This window comes from Azospirillum halopraeferens DSM 3675, from assembly GCF_000429625.1.
Lineage (GTDB): Bacteria > Pseudomonadota > Alphaproteobacteria > Azospirillales > Azospirillaceae > Azospirillum > Azospirillum halopraeferens.
This window is the reverse complement of sequence record NZ_AUCF01000004.1, coordinates 26,582-48,263: the sequence shown is the minus strand read 5'-3', so window position 1 is coordinate 48,263 and position 21,682 is coordinate 26,582. Positions and strand designations below refer to the sequence as shown.

The following is a 21,682-nucleotide window of genomic DNA, read 5'->3' as shown; positions in this document are numbered from 1 at the left end:
AAGCCCCTCTCGATCAATGCCACGGCATTGATCTGCCGGGTTTGGCGGCCGGAAAAGAATGGAAGGGATCATGTTCCGGCCGTATCAGAGTCTCAGGCCGAGTCGCACAGAGATGATGTACTGGTCGTATTCGGAGGAGGCCACGTTGGAGGTACGCTTGCGGTAGGCAAGTTCACTCCCGACATAGTATTCCGGAGCCAGAGCCCAGATGACGCGACCGCGGCCGTCGTAGGTCCAGTTGGTCTGATCGACGCCCTTGAAGTCATCCATGGTCACGCTGGCGGCGGCCGTGAGGACGATGTTGCGGCTGTATTCGTGGCGGATGAGCAGAGACGCGGTGCTGCTGACGATCGACGAGGCGCCGCGCGTCGTCGTCTCCTGCACCCGGCGCTCCAGCGACGGGATGATGACGGTCAGGCGGCTGGGCGTCCAGTTGAACACCGCCCGGAACGCCAGGCCCCCGGGGTCACGGAGTCGCGAGTCCTCGTAGTCCTGCTGCAGGTAGCCGACCAGGAAGTCGCCGCGGATGAGCTGGGTGACGTCGACACCGATACCGGCCTCCGCCCGCCAGCCGTGGCTCGACCGGTTGTACCCGAGGTCATCGAACTCGTCGTCATACTTGCGCCGGTTGGCCTGCAGTTCGGCAACGGCCGAATAGCCGGGGAACATCTCGTACGCGCCGCGCACCAGGGCACGGTATTCCATGCGGTCACGGTCGGAGTTGTTGATCGTCGCGCCGCCGCCGGTGCCCACGTCCTCGAAATGGCGGCGCACGGCCTGCAGATCACCGGAGAAGGTGTAGCGCCCGGTCACCACCTTGGTGCCGACCTGGCCGGTGAAGCTGTTGGTCGGAGTCGGCTTCTCGCCGCCCGCCTCGTCCGGGCTGCCGCGGTCCTCGTGCTGACGGGCATACTCCAGCAGCCCCGTGCCTTCCCAGCTCCGGTCAAAATCGTAGCGGCCCTGGCCGACGATCTGACCGTTCAGGTGATTGTCATTGGTGAAGCGGCGGAAATAGTTCTGCTCGGCGCGGGCCGTCAGGTTGAGGGCGTGGCGCGAGAAGCGGGAGCGAAGCTGGAACTCCGGAGCGATCCGCGTCTGGAAATCCGATTTCTCGTCGGTGGGGCGTGCGTAGAGGTTGGAGTTGTAGCGCTGCTCGAACTCGACCTGCGGCAACAGCAGGAAGCTTCCCAGCTCAACCCCCTTGGGCTGGTACGATTCGTCGACCCGGTCAGGATCCTGCTTGCCTTCCACATCGTTCTGCGGATTGGCCTCCCCCGTCACGTTCGCCGCACCGGCGGCGCCGCGACGCGTATCCTGGGCGTCCGCCGCCGACCACGGCGCGATCGTCATACCGAGTGCAAGCGCGGTGGTGCACAGCCAATAACGGTTGATTTTAATGTTTCCAAGCACGTGAAAATTTGTGATCTGCATGCCGGATCGCCGCCGCTTGCTGGGATTGCGCTCGTGTCCATACCACCATCACGTGCTTTGTTCCAGCCTGAAGGCGACACATTGCCCATCAAATTGTCGCAATTTGCGCGCCGCCGCCGCCGGCGGCGGCGCTCCCGGCACCGCGCACCCCGCCTCCTTCCCGAACTTGCAGCGGTCGGGCGAGTTCTGATAGGTTTGTTCTGGTTTTGCGCGTTGGATTCATGTGAGGGCTGTCAGCATGGTTGCTTCCCGGAGTCTGGTGCTGTCGACGGCGATGGCCGCACTGGCCCTTCTGGTCACCGCCACCCCTGCCGCGGCCCAGGGGCAAGGTCAGGGGCAAGGGCAAGGCCAGGGCCCCACCCAGAACCGGGGCCAGGGGGATTCGGCGGCGGTCACCAGCCTGCCGCCGGCCCTGCGCGCCGCCATGCTGAGCGGAAACCCGCAGCAGGTGACCCAGGCGATCAACACCCTGGCCGGCGGCAACCCGCAGCGCGCCGCGGAACTCGCCGGCGCGGTGGTGACCGCGGCCGAGCAGTTGGTGAACGTCAACCCGCAGGCGGCGATCAAATCCGCGGCCGCCGCGGTCGAAACCGTGCGCAGCACGACGGTTCAGTCCACCGCGCCGCAGGCGACCGAGACGGTGCTGACCACTGCCGCCCGCATCTTCGTGTCACCGCCCGTGCAACGGGTGGCCCCGGAAGAGGCCGCGGCGGTTGCGTCGGCGGCCATGCAGGTCGCCTCCACCACCGGATCGCCCGCCATCGTGGCCAACGTCGCGGCGCAGGCCGTCGCCACCGCGGAGCGGATCGTGGCGACCAACCCGGCCGCCGCCGTCCAGATCGCCAGCGCCGCAACCCAGGCGGTCCAGGCCACCCAGGTTCTGCAATCGTCTCCCACCCAGGCGCTGACCGTTGCGACCACCGCCGCCCGCATCATCGTCAACCCTGACGCGCAGCGTGTCGCCCCCCAGGCGGTGGCAACGATCGCCACGTCCGTTGCTCAGACGGTGACGAACCCGGCGGTGTATCAGGTGTCGCCGCAGACGGCCATCCAGGTGATGGCCAACGCGTTCGCTGCGGCGACCAGCCAGGCCGTGGTCACCGCGGCCCCGCAGACGGTGCAGGTCGTCACCCAGGTTCTCAACCAGGCAAGCACGTCGCAGACCCTGGCCCAGTCGAACCAGACCAACGCGGCCCAGGTGAACGCCATCACCGCCGGGCAGGTTCCGGCCAACCCGCAGGTCACCGCCCAGGGACAGGGCCAGCAGACGACCGGCACCACCCAGACGACCCAAACCAACACCCAGACCAACCAGACCACCACCCAAACGGCCACCACCAACCAGAACACCACGACCACGCCGATCGAGGTGCCCACCGTCGTCTTCACCTCCAGCCCGAGCTGACGGTAAGGCACCGGTCCGGGAGGCATTGGCATTCGCGCCCTGCTCCGCCTTCGGTGGTGGAGCAGGGCGCTGATGCTTATGGGGTCGCTCCGCCGGGAGCGGGAGCGGCGACCGCCGGATCAGCGAAAACACGAACGCAAGGCACGCCATGGCTGACACCGCCGCTTCCGGGGCAGCCGACCGCAGCGACCGCTCCCGCGGGGTGAACCCCGGGGACGACGGCCCCTCCGGATCGGAGGGTCCGCTGGACGGTCCGGCATGACCCCCGCCAAAGGCGCTTGCGCCGGAACGGCGAGGGAGCGCCTGGACGGAGTCCGCGGCATTCTCGCGACCGTTGCGGCCGTCGGCCGGCGCCGCGTTGCGGGTGTGCTGGTCCTGGCCGTGGCGGCGGCGGCGGCGCAGGGCGCCGGCCTGCTGATCCTGGTTCCCCTGCTCGATCATTTGGGCATCGAGGGCGACCCGTCCGGTGCCGGCCTCGGCCTGGAACCGGCACTGCTGCTGTACGTCGCCATCGTTGCGGCAGCGGCGGTGGCGGTGCGGGCGCGGGTGCTGGTGGCGCAACGGCTGCGGCTGGCGGTGGTGGACGGTCTGCGCCGTGACCTGCACGGCGCGCTGCTCGGAATGGAATGGTTCGCCTTCGCGCGGCTGCGCACCTCGGACGTCACGCAGACCCTGTCCATGGAGGTCGGCCGCGTCGGCTTCGCTGTCGATTTCCTGCTGGGACTGGCGGCACGGGCGGCGGAGGTGCCGATCCTGCTGGCCGTCGCGGCGTCCCTGTCGCCGACCCTGACGCTGATCGTGGTGGTGCTGGCCCTGCTGGCCGTCGTCGCCGCGAGCCTGCTCGACCGCGGCACGGTGGCGCTCGGCCGCGCCCTGGGCCAGGCGAACCTCGCCTTCCAGGCCGATCTCGCCGACGATCTCGCCGGATTCCGTCTCGTCAAGACGCTTGGACTGGAGGAACAGCGGCACGCTCGGCTGGCGGCCCGGATGAGCGACCTGCGCGACCGCCAGACCGCGCACCAGCGGGTCGTGGCGAACGCCCGGGCAGCGGTCCAGGTGGGTGCCGCCGTCGGGGCCGCGCTGGGCGTCACGGTGGCGGTGCGCGGCTTCGGCCTGGCGCTGGCGGATGCCCTGGTCCTTGCCCTGACCTTCGCCCGCCTGGGCCAGACCCTGCTGAACACGCGCGAATCGTGGGCGCAGCTCATGCACGCCCTGCCGGCCTACGAATCGGTGACCGCGCTGACCGCAAACGCCCGCGCCGCCGCCGAACCGTCGGCGGCGGGGGCCCCCGCCGCCGGGGGCGGGCAGCCGCCGGACATCCGCCTCGACGGCGTCACCGTCCGCCATCCCGACAGCGCGCGGGCGGCGCTGGTCGGTGTGTCGGCCACCATCCCCGCCGGCCGGATCACCGCCGTCGTGGGCCGCTCCGGGGCCGGCAAGTCGACGCTGAGCGACCTGATCCTCGGCCTGCCGGTTCCCGCCGCGGGACGGATGCTGGTCGACGGCGTGCCTCTGGAAGCGGCGGGCCGCCGCGGCTGGCGGACGCGGGTCGGTTATGTGCCGCAGGACTCCTTCCTCTTCCACGACAGCGTGCGCGCCAACCTGCTGCTCGCCCGCCCGGACGCGGACGAGGCGGCGCTGTGGGACGCCCTGAAGCGGGCGGCCGTGGCCGACGTGGTGCGGCGGCTGCCGCGCGGGCTCGACACGGTGGTGGGGGAGCGCGGCGACCGTCTGTCGGGCGGTGAACGCCAGCGCCTGGCGGTGGCCCGCGCCCTGCTGCGGAATCCGGACGTGCTGGTCCTGGACGAAGCGACCAGCGCGCTGGACGCGGAGTCGGAACGCCGGCTCGTCGACACGGTCGAAGGGCTGAGGGGGCGGGTGACCATCGTCGTCGTCGCCCACCGGCCGGCCATGGCCCGCATGGCGGACCATCTGCTGGTGCTTGATGCCGGCCGCCTGGTCGCCGCCGGCACCCGGGCCGAGGTCGAGGCGGCAGCCGGTCCGCTTCCCGCCGATTGATACGGCCGGAAGCGGACCGGCCGCCGCTGCGTTCAGAAGCGGCGTTCCAGCACCTTCACGATGTCGCCGGGCAGGATCGGCGTGCGCTCGACGGCCCGGTACTCGATCTGGTCGCCGTCGATGGTGCGCACCAGCACGACCTCCCCCTGACGGGCGCGGTAGTCGTAACCGCCGGCCTTGGCGATGGCGCTCAGCACCGTCATGCCGGTCATGTAGGGGAACTCGCCGGGCTGGCGGACCTCGCCCAGAACATAGAAGGGCCGGAAGGTCTGGATCTCCACGGCGACGCTGGGATCGTTCAGGTAGGCGTCCCGCTTCAGCGTGTCCTCGATGCGCTTGGACAGCGCCTTGGCGGTGACGCCGCTGGCCGGGATGTTGCCGACCAGGGGCATCGCGATGTTGCCCAGCGGGTCGACGGTGAAATCGCCCGACAGGCTCTGTTCATTGAACACGATCACCCGCACCCGGTTGCCGGGTTCGAGCAGGTAGCTTTCCGCCGGGTTCCCCGCGGTCCTGGGCGCTTCCTCACCGGGGAACACGGCCACCGGCGCGCAGCCGGCCGCAAACCCCGCCGCGATCGCGATGGCCACCGTCACAACCCGAAAGGCGCGCCAGATGCGTCCGAATACCATGTGGGGAAGCACTCCTCTTGCTTGCTCGATTTCGGCCGGCCGTACCGGCGGACCACCGCGCCGTCCGCGCGAACGGACCATGGTCGGACGGCGCCTGAGATAAACAAGATCCTCAGCCGACTGCAACGCCGGAACCTCGCGGAATGGTATTTATCATAAGAGCGGCTGCGCCGGTATCGGTGTGCCGGGCCGTCGGCAACAGCGCCCGACCCATTGACCGGGGCGCCGCCATCCGGCATCGTTCCCGCGGCCACGGTCACGCCGGGCCGGCCCGGCCCCGAAACGGCCGCGGCCCGGGGACTATCCGGGGAACGCCCATGCCCTCCCGCCTCGCGCGCTTTGTCCTGCCGCTGGCCATCGCCCTTCCGGGCACCCTGTCAGCGCAGATGCCGGAGCCTCCCGCTGTTCCGGCCACGCGTCCGCCCCTGCAACTGCACGGTGAACCGCCACCGGCGCCGGCCGCCGGCCGGCAGGATTCCTCCACCCCGCCGGCGGGCATCATCGTCACCCCGCTGCCCGAGGCGCCGGCCCCCGCACCGTCCCCCGCACCCATGATGGCGCCCCCCGCGGCCGCCCCGCCGCCCCGCCCCGCCCCCTCCGCCGTCCCGCCCTCCGCACCACCCCCGCCGGCCCCCGTCCCCGCTCCTGCACCGACCGCCGGCATGGACGACGCGGTGGCCGTCGTGCACGCCTTCTACGAGGCGTTGAGCCGCGCCGACGGCGTGGCCGCCAACGCCTACGTGGTGCCGGAGAAGCGCGGGCAGGGAGCCTACGATCCGCAGGGGATCGCCGCCTTCTACGGTGCGATGAGCGAGCCGCTGCGCCTGCTCGCCACCGGTCGGCCGGACGAGCGGGTGGTGCGCGTGCGCTACGCCTACACCCACCGCAGCGGCCGGCGGTGCGACGGGTCCGCCGACGTCCTGCTGGCCGTGCGCGAAGGCCGGTTGCTGATCGAGCGCATCCGCCCGCTGAACGGATGCTGAGGCGGCGGTGCGATAGGGCTTGACTTCCTGTCGCAGCGCACAACATACAGCAGCGTATTTGCTGTTTCCCGTCGCGACCGCGGCGTCCCGGCCGCCTCGCCCCTCTTCGGACGGGCCTGGCGCCGTCGCCCGGGACGGGATGCACCCGCCTTGCGCACCGCCGATCGGTGCACGCCCGTCCGGCAGCGTCGAATGCCGGCATTCGATGACTGTTCGTACGATTGCGAAAAGAGAGTTCATGACCGTTTCCAGAAACCGTGGGCGCGGCGCGTCCCACGGACGGGCGGCCGCGTCCCGCGGCGCCGCCTTGCACGACCACACCCGTGCATCGCTTCACCGCGGCCCGTCGCCGGCCGCGACGTTGAAAACCGGCCCGGTAAAGGCCGCATCCGCGAAGACCGGCCCGGTGCCGGGTGCCGACGAGGTTCTGTTCCTGCCGCTGGGCGGCTGTTCGCGCATCGGCATGAACATGGCACTCTACGGCCACGCCGGAAAATGGCTGATCGTCGACGCCGGCGTCGCCTTCATGGGCGACGAGGCGCCGGGCATCAACGCCCTGATGGCCGATCCCCGCTTCATCGAGGAGCGCATGGCCGACGTGGTCGGCCTGGTGGTTACCCACGCCCACGAGGACCACATCGGCGCCATCCACCATCTGTGGCCGCGCCTGACCTGCCCGATCTACGCCACCCCCTTCGCCAGCCACGTCATCCGCGAGCGGCTGAAGGAAAAGGGCGTGATGCGCGACGTGCGCCTGCGCACCTTCGAGGTGGGAGCAACCTTCGACCTCGGCCCCTTCCGGGTCGAGAGCATCGCCGTCACCCACTCCATCCCCGAACCGGTATCCCTGGCCATCCGCACCGCGGCCGGCACGGTGCTGCACACCGGCGACTGGAAGTTCGATCCCGACCCGCTGGTCGGGCAGACCGCCGACCTCGCGGCCTTCCGGCGCCTGGGCGACGAAGGCGTGCTGGCCATGCTGTGCGACAGCACCAACGCCGACGTGGACGGCACCACCGGGTCCGAGGCGTCGGCCCGCGCCGGCCTGATGGAGGCGTTCGCGGGCCGCAAGGGCGCCATCGCCGTCACCGGCTTCGCGTCGAACGTGGCGCGCATGCGCGCGGTCGCCGAAGCGGCGGCGGCCAACGGCCGCAAGGTCGTGCTGGCCGGCCGTTCGCTGCTGCGCATGGAGAAGGCGGCGCGGTCCTGCGGCTATCTCGACGGCCTGCCCGGCTTCATCGGCATGGACGAGGCGTCGTGGGCCGACCGCCGCAGCCTGGTCATGCTGTGCACCGGCAGCCAGGGCGAGGAGCGGGCGGCGCTGAGCCGCATCGCCCGCGACGGCCACCGCGAGCTGTGGCTGGAGCGCGGTGACACCGCCATCTTCTCCGCCCGCGCCATCCCCGGCAACGAGGAGTCGATCGGGGCCGTCCAGAACCACCTGCGCGCCCGCGGCGTCGAGGTGCTGACGCCGGCCGACGCGCCGGTCCATGTCTCCGGCCATCCCAAGCGGGACGATCTGCGCCTGATGTACGAGCTGGTGCGCCCGCGCTTCGCCGTGCCGGTGCACGGGACGATGGAGCATCTGGAGGCGCACGCCCGTCTTGCCCGCACCTGCGGCGTCGAGCGCGCGCTGGTTCTGGAGGACGGCGACCTCGTCCGCCTCGCCGCCGAGGGCACCGCGGTGGTCGGCCACGTCGAGCCGCGGCGCCTCGCCGACGATGGCCGTGCGCTGCTGCAGTGGCGCGGTTCGGTGGTCCCGGAGGACGAGCGGCACCTGGCCCTGGCGGCGTAATCCCGCGGGGCGTGCGGGACCTGCCCATGGACGCCTGCCGTCTGGTGGTCGACACCAACGTCTTCGTAGCCGCCGGCTTCAAACCGCACAGCGCCGCCGCCGCGGTGCTGGCGGCGGTGCGCGATGGCCGCGCCCGGCTGGTGTGGGACGCCCCGACGCAGGCGGAGACCCGGGCGGTGCTGACCCGCATTCCCCGCCTGGACTGGGACGCCGTCCGTCCCCTGTTCCGGCCGGAGGACGCGTTCCCGGACCCCACCGACCCCGCCTCCTTCACCGTCGTGGAGGACCCCGGCGACCGCAAGTTCGCGGCCCTGGCCGCCGCCGCCGGCGCGGTGCTGGTCACCAACGACGCCGACCTGCTGTCGTGCCGCGACGCCATCGGCGTGCGCGTCCTCACCCCGCGCGAAGCCCTCGCCGACCTCCCCTGACGGGCGGCCTCCGACGCGGAAGCGGGCGTTGACAGGCGGTCCCGGCGGTGGTCTCCTGGGGCCAGGGGGCGCTCGCGATCGCCCCGTGAGGCGGCAGCCGAAGATCGCGCCAGACCCTCTCGTCAGGAGTTGGCGCCATGCCGTCGAACACGGAGATCACGGTTTCACAGTTGTTGCGCCTCACCGGTCTTCCGGATGCGCCTTCCATCCTGGATGTCCGCACGGCAGAGGATTTCGCCGGCGACCCGCGCCTGCTGCCTGCGGCAACGCGGCACGACGCCACCACCCTTCCGGCGCGTGCCGCGGAATGGCGCGGACAGCATGTGGTCGTCGTCTGTCGGCACGGCCGCAAGATCAGTCAGGGTGCCGCCGCCTGGCTGCGGCACGCCGGTGCACGCGCGGAGACCCTGGACGGCGGTTTCGAGGCGTGGTGCGCCGCCGGCGGACCGCTGATTCCGGCAGCCGCCATCCCACCGGGGGACGCGCAGGGCCGCACCGTGTGGGTTACGCGCGCCCGTCCGAAGGTGGATCGCACGGCCTGCCCCTGGCTGATCCGCCGCTTCGTCGATCCCCGCGCCGTCTTCCTGTTCGTCGCGGCCGCGGAGGTCGGGGCGGTGGCCGAACGGTTCGGCGCCACGCCCTTCGATATCGAAGGATGCCATTGGAGTCACCGCGGCGAACGCTGCACCTTCGACGCCATGGTGGAGGCGTTCGGTTTGTCGTCGCCGGCGATGGAGCGGCTGGCGACCATCATCCGGGGCGCCGACACCGCCAGGCTCGACCTTGCCCCGCAGGCGGCCGGATTCCTCGCGGCGGCGCTCGGCTTCTCACGCATGTTCCGTGACGACCTGGCGCAGCTCGACGCGTGCATGCCGTTGTATGACGCGCTCTACCGCTGGAGCCGTGACGCGGCGGATGAAACCCACGACTGGCCATCGCCCGGTGCGAGGGCCTGATCGTGACGGATCACACCCTGGCAACCCACAGCCCCCCGGCGGACGCCACGCCGCTGCCTGACATGCGCGAGTCCCTGCGGACCTGGGGGTGGATCGCCCTGCTCAGCTTCGGCGGGCCGGCCGGGCAGATCGCGGTGATGCATCGCATCCTCGTGGAGGAGAAGCGCTGGATCGACGAGCGGCGTTTCCTCCATGCGCTCAACTATTGCATGCTGCTGCCCGGGCCGGAGGCGCAGCAGCTCGCCGTCTATATCGGCTGGCTGCTCAACCGCACGGCCGGCGGGCTGATGGCGGGCACGCTCTTCGTGCTGCCGGGCTTCCTCAGCATCCTCGTGCTCAGTTTCATCTATGCGCTCTGGGGCTCCGGCGGCTGGGTCGCCGGCCTGTTCTTCGGGCTGAAAGCGGCGGTGCTGGCGATCGTCCTCCAGGCCACCATCCGCGTCGGCCGGCGGGCATTGCGCACGCCGGCCATGCTGGCCGTGGCCGGTGCGGCGTTCGCCGCGATCCACCTCTTCGACGTGCCGTTCCCCGCCATCGTCGCCGCCGCGGCCCTTGCCGGGTTCGTCGCCGGCCGTCAGGGCTGGGTCAGCGGTACCGTCGCGGGCGGCCACGGCGGCGGCCGGGGCAGCAACCATGGCCGTGCCGCCGGCGAACGGCCGGCGGCGCTCGGCACCGATATTCCCGCCCATGCCCGCCCCTCCCGGGCCTGGTCGCTGCGGATCGCCGGCATCTTCCTGGTGCTGTGGCTGACCCCGGTCCTCATGCTCCTGGCGACGTTGGGACCGGATGACGTCTTCACGCGGATCGCCGTGTTCTTCAGCCAGGCGGCCGTGGTCACCTTCGGCGGCGCCTATGCGGTGCTGGGCTATGTCGCACAGGAGGCCGTGCAGGCCCATGGATGGCTGATGCCCGGCGAGATGCTGGACGGGCTCGCCATGGCGGAGACGACGCCGGGTCCGCTGATCCAGGTGGTGCAGTTCGTCGGATTCATGGGGGCGCTGCGCGACCCCGGCGCGCTCCACCCGCTGGTCGCCGGCACGCTGGCCGCGGTCCTGACGACCTGGGTGACCTTCGTTCCCTGTTTCCTCTGGGTCCTCGCGGGAGCCCCCTGGGCCGAGGCGCTGCGCGGTCACCGTGCCGTCAGCGGGGCGCTGGCGATGGTTACCGCCGCCGTTGTCGGCGTCATCCTCAACCTCGCCATCTGGTTCGCTCTGCACACGGTCTTCGGCGCCGTCGACCGGATCGGCTATGGACCGCTCTCCGTCGACGTGCCGGTGTGGTCCAGCGTCGATCCCGCTGCGCTCGCCCTGTCCGCCGGGGCCGTCCCGGCGGTCCTGTGGCTGCGCGTCGGCATGATTCCGCTTCTGGCCGCCTGCGCCGCAGCCGGCGTGGTGCTTCAGGTCCTCCGCTCCGGGTTGGGCTGACCATCGCCGGCTCGGGCAGACCGTGGGAGCGCCGGCAGCGGCTCATCCTCCGGCAGCGGCATGCCACGCCGGACCCAGGCGCGCAGACGCAGCGCCAGGTCCGGCGACGCGGCGGCGTTCCACATCAGCAGCGCCCAGATGGCGACCGGGTCGGCAGCGCCCAGGGCCCGCGCCAGCCGGTCGCAGCGGCTCTCGAACGACACCGGGCCGCAGGCGTCCAGCCGGGTGCGGATGCGGGCGGGCCACAGGCCGCGAAGCTGATTGCGCTCGTCGAACGGGTCGAGCGGTGCCGGGCTGGACGGCATGGGGATGCTCCCGGTACGGGGTAACGACTCCGAAAAACAGTCGGGAGGGCCGGTGCGGCGCGCCATACCGAACGGCGTACGCCCAAAGGAAGCGTCGGCGCCGGCCGCGCCGTCGCCATCTGCATTCCATGGACACGGGATTCGACGTCGCCGCCCTGCGGCCCCATCTGGCCCGGATCCGGGGCCGGCGCGCCGCCATGGAGGCGCTGATCCGCCGCTGGGCGGCCATCAACTCCGGCAGCGGCAACCGGGCCGGGCTGGCGGCCATGGCGGATGCCCTGGCCGAAGCGTTCGCACCGCTGGGCACCCCGGAACGCCGGCCGCTGCCCGCCGTCGCGGCGGTGGCGGCCGACGGCACCGTGCGGGAGGAGGCCACCGGCGACCTGCTGGTGCTGACCCGCCGGCCGGAGGCGCCCCGCCGGGTGACGCTGGCCATCCACTACGACACGGTCTATGGCCCCGACCATCCGTTCCGGACGGTGCGTGAGGCCGGCGCCGACACCCTCGTCGGGCCCGGCGTGGCCGACGCCAAGGGCGGCATCGCCGTGCTGCTGCACGCCCTGCTGGCGCTGGAGGACAGCCCCTTCGCCGCCGGGATCGGCTGGCGCGTGCTGCTGAACCCGGACGAGGAGACGGGTTCCCGCGCCTCGGCCGCCGCCATGGTCGAGGCCGCCGCCGGGGCCGATTTCGCGATGCTGTACGAGCCGGCGCTGGAGGACGGCACCATGGCCGGCGCGCGCAAGGGCAGCGGCACCTTCGCCCTGGTGGCCCGCGGCCGCGCCGCCCACGCGGGCCGCGACTTCGCGGCCGGGCGCAACGCCCTGACCGCGCTGGCCGGCGCCATCCTGGAGCTGGACGCCCTCAACGGCCGGGACGACGGGGTGACCGTCAACGTCGCCGGGGTGGAGGGCGGCGGCCCGGTCAACGTGGTGCCCGACCTGGCCCTGGCGCGCTTCAACGTCCGCGTGCCGACCCCCGGCGACGCCGCCCGGGTGACCGCCGCGCTCGCCCGCATCACCGCCGGCCTGAACGCCCGCGACGGCATCCGGGCCGAGTTGCACGGCGGCTTCGGCCGCCCGCCCAAGGTGGCGGATGCGCGCCAGCAGCACCTGCAGGCGTGGGTCGGCGGGCTGGGCGACGCGCTGGGCATCCCCGTGCGCTGGCGCGACACCGGCGGGTGCTGCGACGGCAACAACCTGGCGGCGGCCGGCATTCCCAACATCGACACGCTGGGCGTGCGCGGCGGCCGCATCCACAGCGACGGGGAGTTCGTCCGGCTGGACAGCCTGGAGGAGCGCGCCACCCTGTCCGCCGCCCTGCTGATGGCGGCGGGGGCCGGCGCCTTCGTCCCGCCCGGCGCGGCGGGAGACCGGCCATGAGCGCCGGCAGCGACACCCTGGTGCTGCGCCCGGCGCGCCCGGCGGACCTGGGGGCCCTGGTGCGCCTGGCGGAGTCGGCGGGCACCGGCCTGACCACCCTGCCCGCCAGCCGCGAGGCGCTGGCCGCCCGCATCGACCGCTCCGCCGCCGCCTTCGCCGCCGCGGACATCGCCGAGCCCGGCCCGGAATCCTACCTCCTGGTGGCGGAGGACACCGCCGACGGCGCGGTGGTCGGCACCACCGGCCTGTTCGCCGCGGTGGGGCTGGAGAACGGCTTCTTCAACTACCGCATCGTCCGGTTGACCAAGACCTCGCGCGAGCTGGGGGTGCGCCTGGACACCCGGCTGCTGACGCTGGTCAACGACTTCACCGGGGCCACCGAGGTCGGCACCCTGTTCCTCGCCCCCGGCCACCGGCGGGGCGGCAACGGGCAGCTCCTGGCGCGCAGCCGCTACCTGATGCTGGCCGAGTTCCCCGACCGCTTCGCCGCGACGGTGCTGGCGGAGATCCGCGGCTGGCTGCGCGACGACCACGCCTCCCCCTTCTGGGATGCCATCGGCCGCCACTTCTTCCGCATGCCCTTCCCCGAGGCGGACCTGCTGAGCGGTCTCGGCCATGCCCGCTTCATCGCCGATCTCATGCCCAGGTACCCCATCTACATCGACCTGCTGCCGCCCGAGGCGCAGGCGGTGATCGGCAAGCCGCACGACCGGGCGCAACCCGCCCTGGCCCTGCTGCTGCGCGAGGGGTTCCGCTTCAACCAGACCATCGACATCTTCGACGGCGGCCCGGTGGTGGAGGCGCGGCGCGACGACATCCGCACCGTGCGCGACAGCGCCGCGGTGACCGTGGACCGCATCGCGCCGGCCGCCGACGGCCCGCCCACCCACATCGCCTGCACCACGCGCCTCGGCGACCTGCGCGTCGCCCGCGTGCGAGCCCGCCGCGACGGCGGCGGCGTCATCATCGACGCGGCCGCCGCCCGGCGGCTGGGTGCGGTCCCCGGCGACCGGCTCCGCCTCGCCCCCCTGGACGGAGGTCCGCCATGAACGATGCCCGGCGGCAGCGGCGCGGCCCCCGGCTGCGCTCGGAAGACCCGGCCACCGGCGCCATCCTGTGGGAGGGCGCCACCGCCGACGCCGCCGACGTGGACGAGGCGGTGTGCGCCGCCCGCGCCGCCTTCCCCGCGTGGGCCGACGCCCCGCCGGACGAGCGGCTGGCCATCGTCGAGCGGTTCGGCCGCGCGCTGGAGAGCGAGCGCGACTCCGTTGCCGCGGCCATCGCCGCGGAGACCGGCAAACCCCGGTGGGAAGCAGCCACCGAGGTGGCGAGCATGGTCGGCAAGGTCGCCCTCTCCATCGCCGCCTGGCGCGAGCGCACGGGGGAGCACACCGCCGCGGCCGCCGGGGCCACGGCGGTGCTGCGCCACCGCCCCCACGGCGTGGTAGCGGTGTTCGGTCCCTACAACTTTCCCGGCCACCTGCCCAACGGCCACATCATCCCGGCCCTGATCGCCGGCAACACCGTGGTCTTCAAGCCCAGCGAGCGCACGCCCCTGGTGGCGGAGCGCATGGTGGACCTGTGGATCACCGCCGGCCTGCCGCCGGACGTGCTGACGCCGGTGCAAGGCGGCCGCGCGACGGGCGAGGCGCTGGCCGCCCACCCCGGCATCGACGGGCTGTTCTTCACCGGCAGTTCCGCCACGGGCATGGCCCTGCACCGTCGGTTCGCCGGCCGGCCGGGGGTGATCCTGGCGCTGGAGATGGGTGGCAACAACCCGCTGGTGGTGTGGGACGCCGCCGACGCGGCCGCCGCGGCCGGGATCGTCGTGCAGTCCGCCTACGCCACCGCCGGGCAGCGCTGCACCTGTGCCCGCCGGCTGATCGTGCCGCAGGGCGACGCCGGCGACCGGGTACCGGATGCCCTGGCCGGGCTGATCGATCGCATCCGCGTCGGCCCGCCCGACGCGGACCCGCCGCCTTTCATGGGCCCGGTCATCGACAACGCCGCCGCCGACGCCCTGCTGGGGGCGCAGGCCGCGCTGGTCGCCGCCGGCGGCGTGCCGCTGCGCGCCATGGCGCGGACGGTGCCGGGCCGCCCCTTCCTGACGCCCGGCCTGATCGACGTCACCGCCATCGCCGATCGCCCGGACGAGGAGCTGTTCGGGCCGCTGTTGCAGGTGATCCGGGTCGGCAGCTTCGACGCCGCCCTGGCCGAGGCCAATGCCACCCGCTTCGGCCTGGCCGCCGGGCTGGTGAGCGACGATCCGGACCTGTGGCGCCGCTTCCGCACGGGCGTGCGGGCCGGGGTGGTCAACCGCAACCGGCCGCTGACCGGCGCCTCCGGCGCCCTGCCCTTCGGCGGGGTGGGCGACAGCGGCAACCACCGGCCCTCCGCCCGCTACGCCGCCGATTATTGCGCCTATCCCGTGGCGTCGCTGGAGGCGGAGCGGATCACCGACCCGACACCCGCCATCACCGGGCTGGACCCATGAGCGGAAATCATACAACCGCGGTCGAGGCGAACTTCGACGGGCTGCCGGGGCCGACGCACACCTACGCCGGCCTGTCCTACGGCAACGTCGCCTCCGCCGCCAACGCCCGCACCCCAGCCGACCCGCGCGCCGCGGCGCGCCAGGGGCTGGCGAAGATGCGCCTGCTGGCCGGGCGCGGCTTCGTCCAGGGCGTGCTGCCGCCCCACGAACGCCCCCACCTGCCCACCCTGCGCGCGCTGGGCTTCACCGGCAGCGACGCCGCGGTGCTGGAGGCGGCGTGGCGGGCCCACCCCGGGCTGCTGGCGGCCTGTGCCTCCGCCTCCGCCATGTGGACGGCCAACGCCGCCACCGTGTCGCCGGCCCCTGACACGGCGGACGGGCGCCTGCACCTCACCCCCGCCAACCTGGTGGCGATGCCCCACCGCGCCATCGAGGCGGCGGTGACCGCGCGGGTGCTGCGCGCCGTGTTCCCGGAGGGCAACCGTTTCGCCCACCACCCGCCCCTGCCCGCCCACGCCGCCTTCGGCGATGAGGGCGCCGCCAACCACACCCGCCTCGCCGCCGCCCACGGCGCGCCGGGGGTGGAATTCTTCGTCTACGGCCGCACCGCCTTCGACTCCGGCGCCCCGGCCCCAACCCGTTTCCCCGCCCGCCAGACCTTCGAGGCCTCGGCGGCGGTGGCGCGGCGGCACGGCCTCATTCCCGCCCGCACCGTGTTCGCCCGGCAAAACCCGGCGCTGATCGACGCCGGCGCCTTCCACAACGACGTGGTCTGCGTCGGCAGCGCCGGCACCTTGTTCTTCTACGAAGACGCCTTCGCCGACACCCCGGGCGTGCTGGACGCCCTGCGCCGGGCGCTGGCCGCCGTGGAGGCGGAGCTGACGGCCATCGCAGTGCCCGCCGCCCGGGTGAGCGTGAACTCGGCGATCCGCAGCTACCTCTTCAACTCCCAGCTCCTGCTGCGGCCGGACGGCGGACTGCTGCTGGTCCTGCCGGCGGAGGCCCGCGAGGACCCGGCGGTGCGCGCGTACGTGGAGGACCTGCTGTCCTCCGGCGGCCCGATCCGCGAGGCGCTGCACGTCGATCTGCGCCAGAGCATGCGCAATGGCGGCGGCCCCGCCTGCCTGCGCCTGCGCGTCGTGCTGACCGACGCCGACCGCGCCGCCGCCAACCCCGCCGTCTTCCTGGACGACGCCCTGGCCGCCCGGCTGGAGGCGTGGGTGGACCGCCACTACCGCGACCGCCTCACCATCGACGACCTGCGTGACCCCGGCCTGGCGGACGAGGGCCGCCGGGCGCTGGACGAACTGACCGGCATCCTGCGCCTGGGGCCGGTCTACGATTTCCAGCAGTGAGGTTCATACGGTTTCCGCCTGAAGGCTTCAACCGTATGCCCCTTTCATTGAAGGCCGGCGGCCTTCATCTGTCGGGTTCGACGGCTTCCAACAGATCCTACGGATCTGCCGGAAGCCTTATCACACGCACGGGCGGATGAACGGGCGGTTGATCTCCCACAGCTCGTCCAGCAGCGCCACGGCCGCGTCGGTGGAGGTGATGACCGGATCGATCAGCAGGGCCTGCAGCGCGATCTCCTTCGAGGCGTGCACCGCCGCCTCGACGGCCAGTTGCTGGACGCTGGCCTGGACGTGCAGCAGCTTGGCGATGGCGTCGGGCAGCGGGCCGAGGGACACGGGGTGGACACCGCCGGCGTCCACCAGCAGAGGCACCTCCACCGCCAGGTCGGGGGGCAGGTTGGGGATGGCGCCGCGGTTGCAGACGATGCCCGACTCGATGTAGCGGTGCCGGTTGTGCAGCACGCCGCCGATCACCGCCACGGCGCGCTCCCCCCACGACGGCTTCAGCCAGTCGTCGGGCACCGGCTTGGCCCCGGACGCCACGTCGTCGATCAGGGTTTTCAGGTATTCCCGGTTCTTGTCGTCGCCGGCGAAGTCGAAGCCGTGCTCGCCGCCTTCCCAGCCGTAGGGCAGGTACTCGCCCATATGGTCGTCGGAGCAGGTGGGCCACAGGCCGAAGCTGTGGAACAGGCGCCGGGTCAGCGGCGTGAAGGCGGGGTCGTGCGCCTTCTCGCGGGTCCGCAGTTCGGGGTAGAGGTCACGGCCGGTCGCCGCCTCGCGCACATGGGTCAGCCACTGGAAATGGTTCAGGCCGGCGCCCGCCACCTCCACCTCCGCTTCCGCACGGCCAAGTATCTGGCAGACGAACCATCGCGCCAGGAAGATGCCGTGGCACAGACCCAGCACCTTCACGTCCGTGTGCTTCGCCAGCGCCAGGACGATCCGGCTCTCCGGGTTGGAGAAGTTGATGAACAGGGCGTCCGGGCACAGCTCCGCGACGTCGCGGGCGAAGTCGAAGATCAGCGGCAGGGTGCGCAGGGTGAAGAACAGTCCGCCGGGACCGCCGTTCTCGCCCAGCGTGTGGCGCACCCCGTGCTTCTTCGGGATCTCGAAATCGAGCTGCCACAGCCGGTTGCGGTCGATGGCCACGGAGTTGATGACGAAGCCGGCGCCGTCGAGGGCGGCACGCCGGTCGGTGGTGTGTTCGATCACCAGGTTGCGGTCCGTCGCCGCGTTCAGCACGCGGGCCAGTCCGGCCATGCGGTCGAGCGCCGCGGGGTCGGTGTCGACCAGCGTCAGCGTGCTGCCCGCCAGTTCGTCCGTCGCGAACAGGTCCTGGAAGAAGCTGACGCCGAAGGCGGCGCTGCCGGCGCCGATGAAGACGATCTTCGTGGTGTTCCGGACTTGCCCGCTCATGACACGCCTCCGTGGACGCTTATGCCGAAAGTCTAGACCCGTTCGGCCGAGGTTCCCACCGCTACTTTCATACCGACGGCAACAGAATGATGCCGTCGGTCCGCCCCGACAGATCAATGCAAAGCATTGATCTGTCGGGTTTGACGGCCGGAGATCAATGGAACGGAACTTTTTCCGGCCGTATCGGGTGCGCCATAGCATCGACGCCGCCACCCCGTTCATGGTGGCCGCGCCGGCCGGGCAACCTCCGTTCCGTATGGAACGGTCTCGATCATCGGGTGAATTGCACTGGCACGGGCGGGGCCGCTCGTGGTTCAAAAGGGGGCGACGAATGTCGCGCCCGAGGATGTGTTGGCGAGGGTTTTCCGTGCGGCGACCGCCATGACCGAGTCCACCGCGCCGGCGGGTTCGCCGCCACCCGGCATCGGCCGCCGCCTTGCGGCGGGGATCGGTGCACAGGGGCTATCCAACATCGTCGTGATCGTCGGACAGCTCGCCTCCGTCCCGGTGTTCCTGACCGCCTGGGGGCCCGGGCTCTACGCGGATTGGCTGGTGCTGGCGTCGGTGGCCGGGCTGCTGGCGCTGGGCGACTGCGGCCTGCATGGTTTCCTGAGCAACGCGTTGCGCGCAGCCTGGGCGCGCGGCGACGAGGCGGCGGGGCGCCGGATCCTGCAATCGGGTCTCGGCGCCTATGCGGTGCTGACCGGATGCCTAGCCGCCGCCGTGGTGGCCGCCGTGGCGCTGGACGCCCCCGCCCTTCTCCGTCTGTCGACGCCGGAGAACGCCGGTGCCACGCTTCTGTTGCTGGCCCTGGCGGTCGTCGTGCTGCTGCCGCGCGGTCTGGTGGCAACCGTCCATTCCGCACGGGGCCGGTTCCACCGCGAGGTGATGGGGATCACGCTGACCTACGGCGCCCAGATCGGTGCCGGCATTCTGACAGCGCTTGCCGGCGGATCACCGCTGCACGCGGCGGCCGCCCAACTCGCGGCGGCTGTGGTGGTGGGCTGGGGCGTACTACTGCGGGAACTGCGCTGCGACTATGGCCACGTGTCGTTGCGTCCGCTGCCGCCGACCCGCGCCGAGCTGCGGCTGCTGGCGAGGAAGGCGCCGCTTTACGCCGTGGATCAGGGCAGCGTCGTCATCGTCGTCAACGCGCCGGTCATTCTTCTGGGGTGGCTGGCGCCGGCGGCGGCGGTCGTGACCTTCACCACCGTGCGGACCTTCACCGGCCTCGTGCGGCAGACGGCGCGGCAAGCGGCAACAGCGCTGGGACTGGAGATGGCGCGCATGCACGCCTGCGGCGACCGCGCGGGCGCCGGCCGCCTCTACGCCGCCGGCGGGCCGGTGGTGGGCTGCGCCGTCGCTTTGCTCGCCGCGGCTGCCTGGGGCGCGGGGCCGGCGGTCTTCAGGCTGTGGACGCACGGAGCCATGCCCTTCGACCCGGTGACGGGGGCCGCCTTCCTGGCAGGGGCGCTGATTCAGGTGCCGGCCTATGGCGCGGCGGGCCTGTTGCGCCTGGTGGACCGGCCGGAAAGCGTCGCCACCGCGCAGGCGGCCGAAACCGCGGCCATCATCCTTTTGGGACTTTTGCTGATACCGCGCGGCGGAGCGGCGGGGGCGGCGCTGGCGGTCACCCTGGCCGAGGCGGTCGCCTCGATGCCGCTGCACCTCAGGGCCGCCGGCCGGCTGCTGGGGCAATCGACGCTGCGGCTGGCACTTCGCAGCTACGCGGTAGCGGCACTGGCCCTCGTCCTTGCCATGCTGGCCTTCATCGCATCCAGCCGGGTCGCTCCGCCGGACGGCATCTTCGGCCTTGCCCTCTTCATGGCGGCATGGACCGCCGTTGCGATCCCCGCCCTGATAGGGGCATTGTTCATCGGGCACCGGGTATGGGTTCGGGAACGGCTGGAACGCATGCTTTGCCGGGTCCGATGGCCCGGCCGGGCGATTCTACCGGGAGGTCGACATGCCCGCCGCTGACAGCACCGGATTCATGTGGAGCGACGCCGGCCACACCGACGCCCATCGCTGCCTGGTCGAACCCGTCCTGCGAACCCTGGAGCGCAGCACGGCCCGTCGGGTCTTCGACCTCGGCTGCGGCAACGGCTCCTTTGCCAATCTCCTTGCCGACCGGGGATACGATGTCACCGGTGTTGATCCGTCCGAACACGGCCTTGCGACGGCGACATCGGCTTATCCGGGGCTCAGGCTCGCCCGGGGGTCGGCGTACGACGATCTGGCGGCAACATACGGGCAGTTTCCGGCGGTCATCAGCCTGGAAGTGGTCGAGCACGTGTACAGTCCGCGCCTCTACGCAAAAACCCTGTTCGCATTGGTCGCCCCCGGCGGCCTCGCGATCGTCAGCACGCCCTACCACGGCTACTGGAAAAACCTGGCGTTGGCGCTGAGCGGCAAAATGGACAGGCACTTCACGGCACTCTGGGATCACGGGCATATCAAATTCTGGTCCATCGACACGCTGGGCACCTTGTTGACCGAGGCCGGGTTCTCCCGGATCATGTTCGAGCGGGTTGGTCGCATACCGCCTCTGGCCAAGTCCATGATCGCTGTCTGCCACAAGGATTGATGCCGCCCCGAGCGTCGGCACCGATGCTCACCCGCCATGATCGGACCCTGCCCGCCGATCGGCGCGGCCCGCCCCCTCCCACTTCTCTTCCCTCTCTCGGACGCGATGCATGTGGAACGCTCTGGTCAAACTCGGTGATGCGATCTGCCGGCGCGCCCAGTTGCGACGCGAACTCACCCGCTGCCGACGCCTCGGCGTGGACGTTCCCGACTGGCTGGCGCGGCGGGTGCTGCGCAGCCCGTCCGCCGCGGAGGATCTGGTCAATTTCCTGCGCTTCCTCCGGCCCGATGAACCGGTCTTCCTGATGGACATCGGCGCCAACCGGGGCGAGTGGGCGGCCGACTTCCTGGCGCTTTTCCCCGACACGGCGGTGGTGGCGGTCGAGCCGGTCCCGGCCACCTTCCATCGGCTGCGCCGGCGCTTCGAGGGGGATCCCCGCGTCCGCCCGATCAATGCCGCCGTGTCGGACCGGCCGGGGTCGGTAACCCTGCGGATCGGCACCGACGACACCCTGGCAAGCCTGTACGACTACGCCGCGCCCTTCGCGGCGGCACGCGGGCAGACCGACGACCGTGAGGCCGTGACGGTGGAGGCGCTGCGGCTCGACGATGTGCCGACCGACGGCGCAGAAGGCCGCCGGCGCGTGCTGAAGATCGACGTGCAGGGCCATGAGGCCGCCGTGCTGGCCGGCGGCCCCGGCCTGCTGGCGCAGACCGACATCGCCATCGTCGAGTTGTGCTTCGCTGAGGAGTATGAGGAGATGGAACCGTCCTTTGCCCCCTGCTCCCGCCTGCTGGCCGAAGCCGGACTCTATCCGGCGATCTTCCAGGAACACGGGCGCCACGCCATGGCCTACGCCATCGAGCGGGACGTCATCTTCGTCCGCCGCCCGCTGCTGGACCGGATTATCGGCTGATGCCGCCGCAAACGGTCGCCGAAGGGGCTGCACCGGACCGCGCGCGGCAAGGTCGGCAGCGAAGGACGGCAGCCGCGGGGAATCTTGCAATCGGGACACCCGGGCGCTACTGAAGGGCGGTCTCGGTCATTCCGGCCCCTCCATGTCAGCCATACCC

General features: G+C 72.0%; 18 protein-coding genes. 14 read left to right on the top strand and 4 right to left on the bottom strand.

What is annotated here, in order from left to right:
• Positions 1-84: 84 nt before the first annotated feature.
• Positions 85-1,431, bottom strand: a complete 1,347-nt coding sequence (locus tag G472_RS0103920; RefSeq protein WP_084536423.1) for an outer membrane beta-barrel protein — start codon at positions 1,429-1,431, stop codon at positions 85-87.
• Between the two features lie 238 nt (positions 1,432-1,669).
• Here G472_RS0103920 and G472_RS31105 point away from each other — a divergent pair, with 238 nt between their 5' ends.
• Together G472_RS31105 and G472_RS31100 are read left to right on the top strand one after the other, a co-directional pair.
• Positions 1,670-2,836 carry a hypothetical protein gene (locus G472_RS31105; protein WP_156926978.1) on the top strand — a complete coding sequence of 389 codons (1,167 nt, stop codon included), beginning with the start codon at positions 1,670-1,672 and terminating at the stop codon, positions 2,834-2,836.
• A 258-nt stretch (positions 2,837-3,094) separates the two neighbouring features.
• Positions 3,095-4,855, top strand: a complete 1,761-nt coding sequence (locus G472_RS31100) for an ABC transporter ATP-binding protein (protein ID WP_051340357.1) — start codon at positions 3,095-3,097, stop codon at positions 4,853-4,855.
• Positions 4,856-4,887: 32 nt separating this feature from the next.
• Here the strand turns inward: G472_RS31100 and G472_RS0103905 are convergent, their stop codons facing one another.
• Positions 4,888-5,487 (bottom strand): polysaccharide biosynthesis/export family protein, encoded by a 600-nt coding sequence (locus tag G472_RS0103905; RefSeq protein ID WP_029007331.1) that lies wholly within the window; start codon positions 5,485-5,487, stop codon positions 4,888-4,890.
• Positions 5,488-5,804: 317 nt separating this feature from the next.
• Here G472_RS0103905 and G472_RS38650 point away from each other — a divergent pair, with 317 nt between their 5' ends.
• From G472_RS38650 to chrA, 5 genes are all read left to right on the top strand, one after another.
• Complete coding sequence (locus G472_RS38650) at positions 5,805-6,470, top strand: nuclear transport factor 2-like protein (RefSeq protein ID WP_029007330.1); 666 nt, start codon at positions 5,805-5,807, stop codon at positions 6,468-6,470.
• A 406-nt stretch (positions 6,471-6,876) separates the two neighbouring features.
• Positions 6,877-8,265 carry a ribonuclease J gene (locus tag G472_RS31090; RefSeq protein ID WP_245593384.1) on the top strand — a complete coding sequence of 463 codons (1,389 nt, stop codon included), beginning with the start codon at positions 6,877-6,879 and terminating at the stop codon, positions 8,263-8,265.
• Positions 8,266-8,291: 26 nt separating this feature from the next.
• A complete protein-coding gene (locus G472_RS0103890) occupies positions 8,292-8,693 on the top strand; it encodes a PIN domain-containing protein (protein WP_029007329.1) in 402 nt (133 codons plus the stop codon).
• A 137-nt stretch (positions 8,694-8,830) separates the two neighbouring features.
• On the top strand, positions 8,831-9,649 hold the full coding sequence (locus G472_RS0103885; RefSeq protein ID WP_029007328.1) for a chromate resistance protein ChrB domain-containing protein: 819 nt from the start codon (positions 8,831-8,833) through the stop codon (positions 9,647-9,649).
• Between the two features lie 2 nt (positions 9,650-9,651).
• Positions 9,652-11,073, top strand: coding sequence for a chromate efflux transporter (chrA, locus tag G472_RS31085; RefSeq protein WP_245593383.1), 1,422 nt, complete (start codon positions 9,652-9,654; stop codon positions 11,071-11,073).
• Here the strand turns inward: chrA and G472_RS0103875 are convergent.
• Positions 11,046-11,378 (bottom strand): hypothetical protein, encoded by a 333-nt coding sequence (locus G472_RS0103875; RefSeq protein ID WP_029007327.1) that lies wholly within the window; start codon positions 11,376-11,378, stop codon positions 11,046-11,048. The two genes, chrA and G472_RS0103875, sit on opposite strands and share 28 nt — an antisense overlap.
• A gap of 128 nt (positions 11,379-11,506) precedes the next feature.
• Here G472_RS0103875 and G472_RS31080 point away from each other — a divergent pair, with 128 nt between their 5' ends.
• Genes G472_RS31080 through astB form a run of 4 tightly spaced genes read left to right on the top strand, consistent with a single transcriptional unit; the run spans position 11,507 to position 16,606 of the window.
• Positions 11,507-12,757, top strand: a complete 1,251-nt coding sequence (locus tag G472_RS31080; protein WP_051340352.1) for a hydrolase — start codon at positions 11,507-11,509, stop codon at positions 12,755-12,757.
• Positions 12,754-13,806, top strand: a complete 1,053-nt coding sequence (locus G472_RS0103865; protein WP_051340349.1) for an arginine N-succinyltransferase — start codon at positions 12,754-12,756, stop codon at positions 13,804-13,806. Before G472_RS31080 ends, G472_RS0103865 begins: the two co-directional genes overlap by 4 nt.
• Entirely contained in the window at positions 13,803-15,251 is a 1,449-nt protein-coding gene (gene astD / locus G472_RS0103860; protein ID WP_029007325.1) for a succinylglutamate-semialdehyde dehydrogenase, read from the top strand. Before G472_RS0103865 ends, astD begins: the two co-directional genes overlap by 4 nt.
• On the top strand, positions 15,248-16,606 hold the full coding sequence (gene astB / locus G472_RS0103855; RefSeq protein WP_029007324.1) for an N-succinylarginine dihydrolase: 1,359 nt from the start codon (positions 15,248-15,250) through the stop codon (positions 16,604-16,606). The genes astD and astB overlap by 4 nt, the downstream gene beginning before the upstream one ends.
• Positions 16,607-16,726: 120 nt before the next feature.
• On the opposite strand, the gene G472_RS0103850 is transcribed toward astB, so the two are convergent.
• Positions 16,727-18,022: a family 4 glycosyl hydrolase gene (locus G472_RS0103850; protein WP_029007323.1), complete on the bottom strand. Its 1,296-nt coding sequence runs from the start codon at positions 18,020-18,022 to the stop codon at positions 16,727-16,729.
• 381 nt (positions 18,023-18,403) lie between these two features.
• Between G472_RS0103850 and G472_RS0103845 the strand changes: the two genes are divergently transcribed.
• From G472_RS0103845 to G472_RS0103835, 3 genes are all read left to right on the top strand, one after another.
• A complete protein-coding gene (locus tag G472_RS0103845; protein ID WP_029007322.1) occupies positions 18,404-20,002 on the top strand; it encodes a hypothetical protein in 1,599 nt (532 codons plus the stop codon).
• Positions 19,989-20,609, top strand: coding sequence for a class I SAM-dependent methyltransferase (locus G472_RS0103840; protein WP_029007321.1), 621 nt, complete (start codon positions 19,989-19,991; stop codon positions 20,607-20,609). Before G472_RS0103845 ends, G472_RS0103840 begins: the two co-directional genes overlap by 14 nt.
• Before the next feature lie 109 nt (positions 20,610-20,718).
• Positions 20,719-21,525 (top strand): FkbM family methyltransferase, encoded by an 807-nt coding sequence (locus G472_RS0103835; RefSeq protein ID WP_029007320.1) that lies wholly within the window; start codon positions 20,719-20,721, stop codon positions 21,523-21,525.
• Positions 21,526-21,682 lie beyond the last annotated feature (157 nt).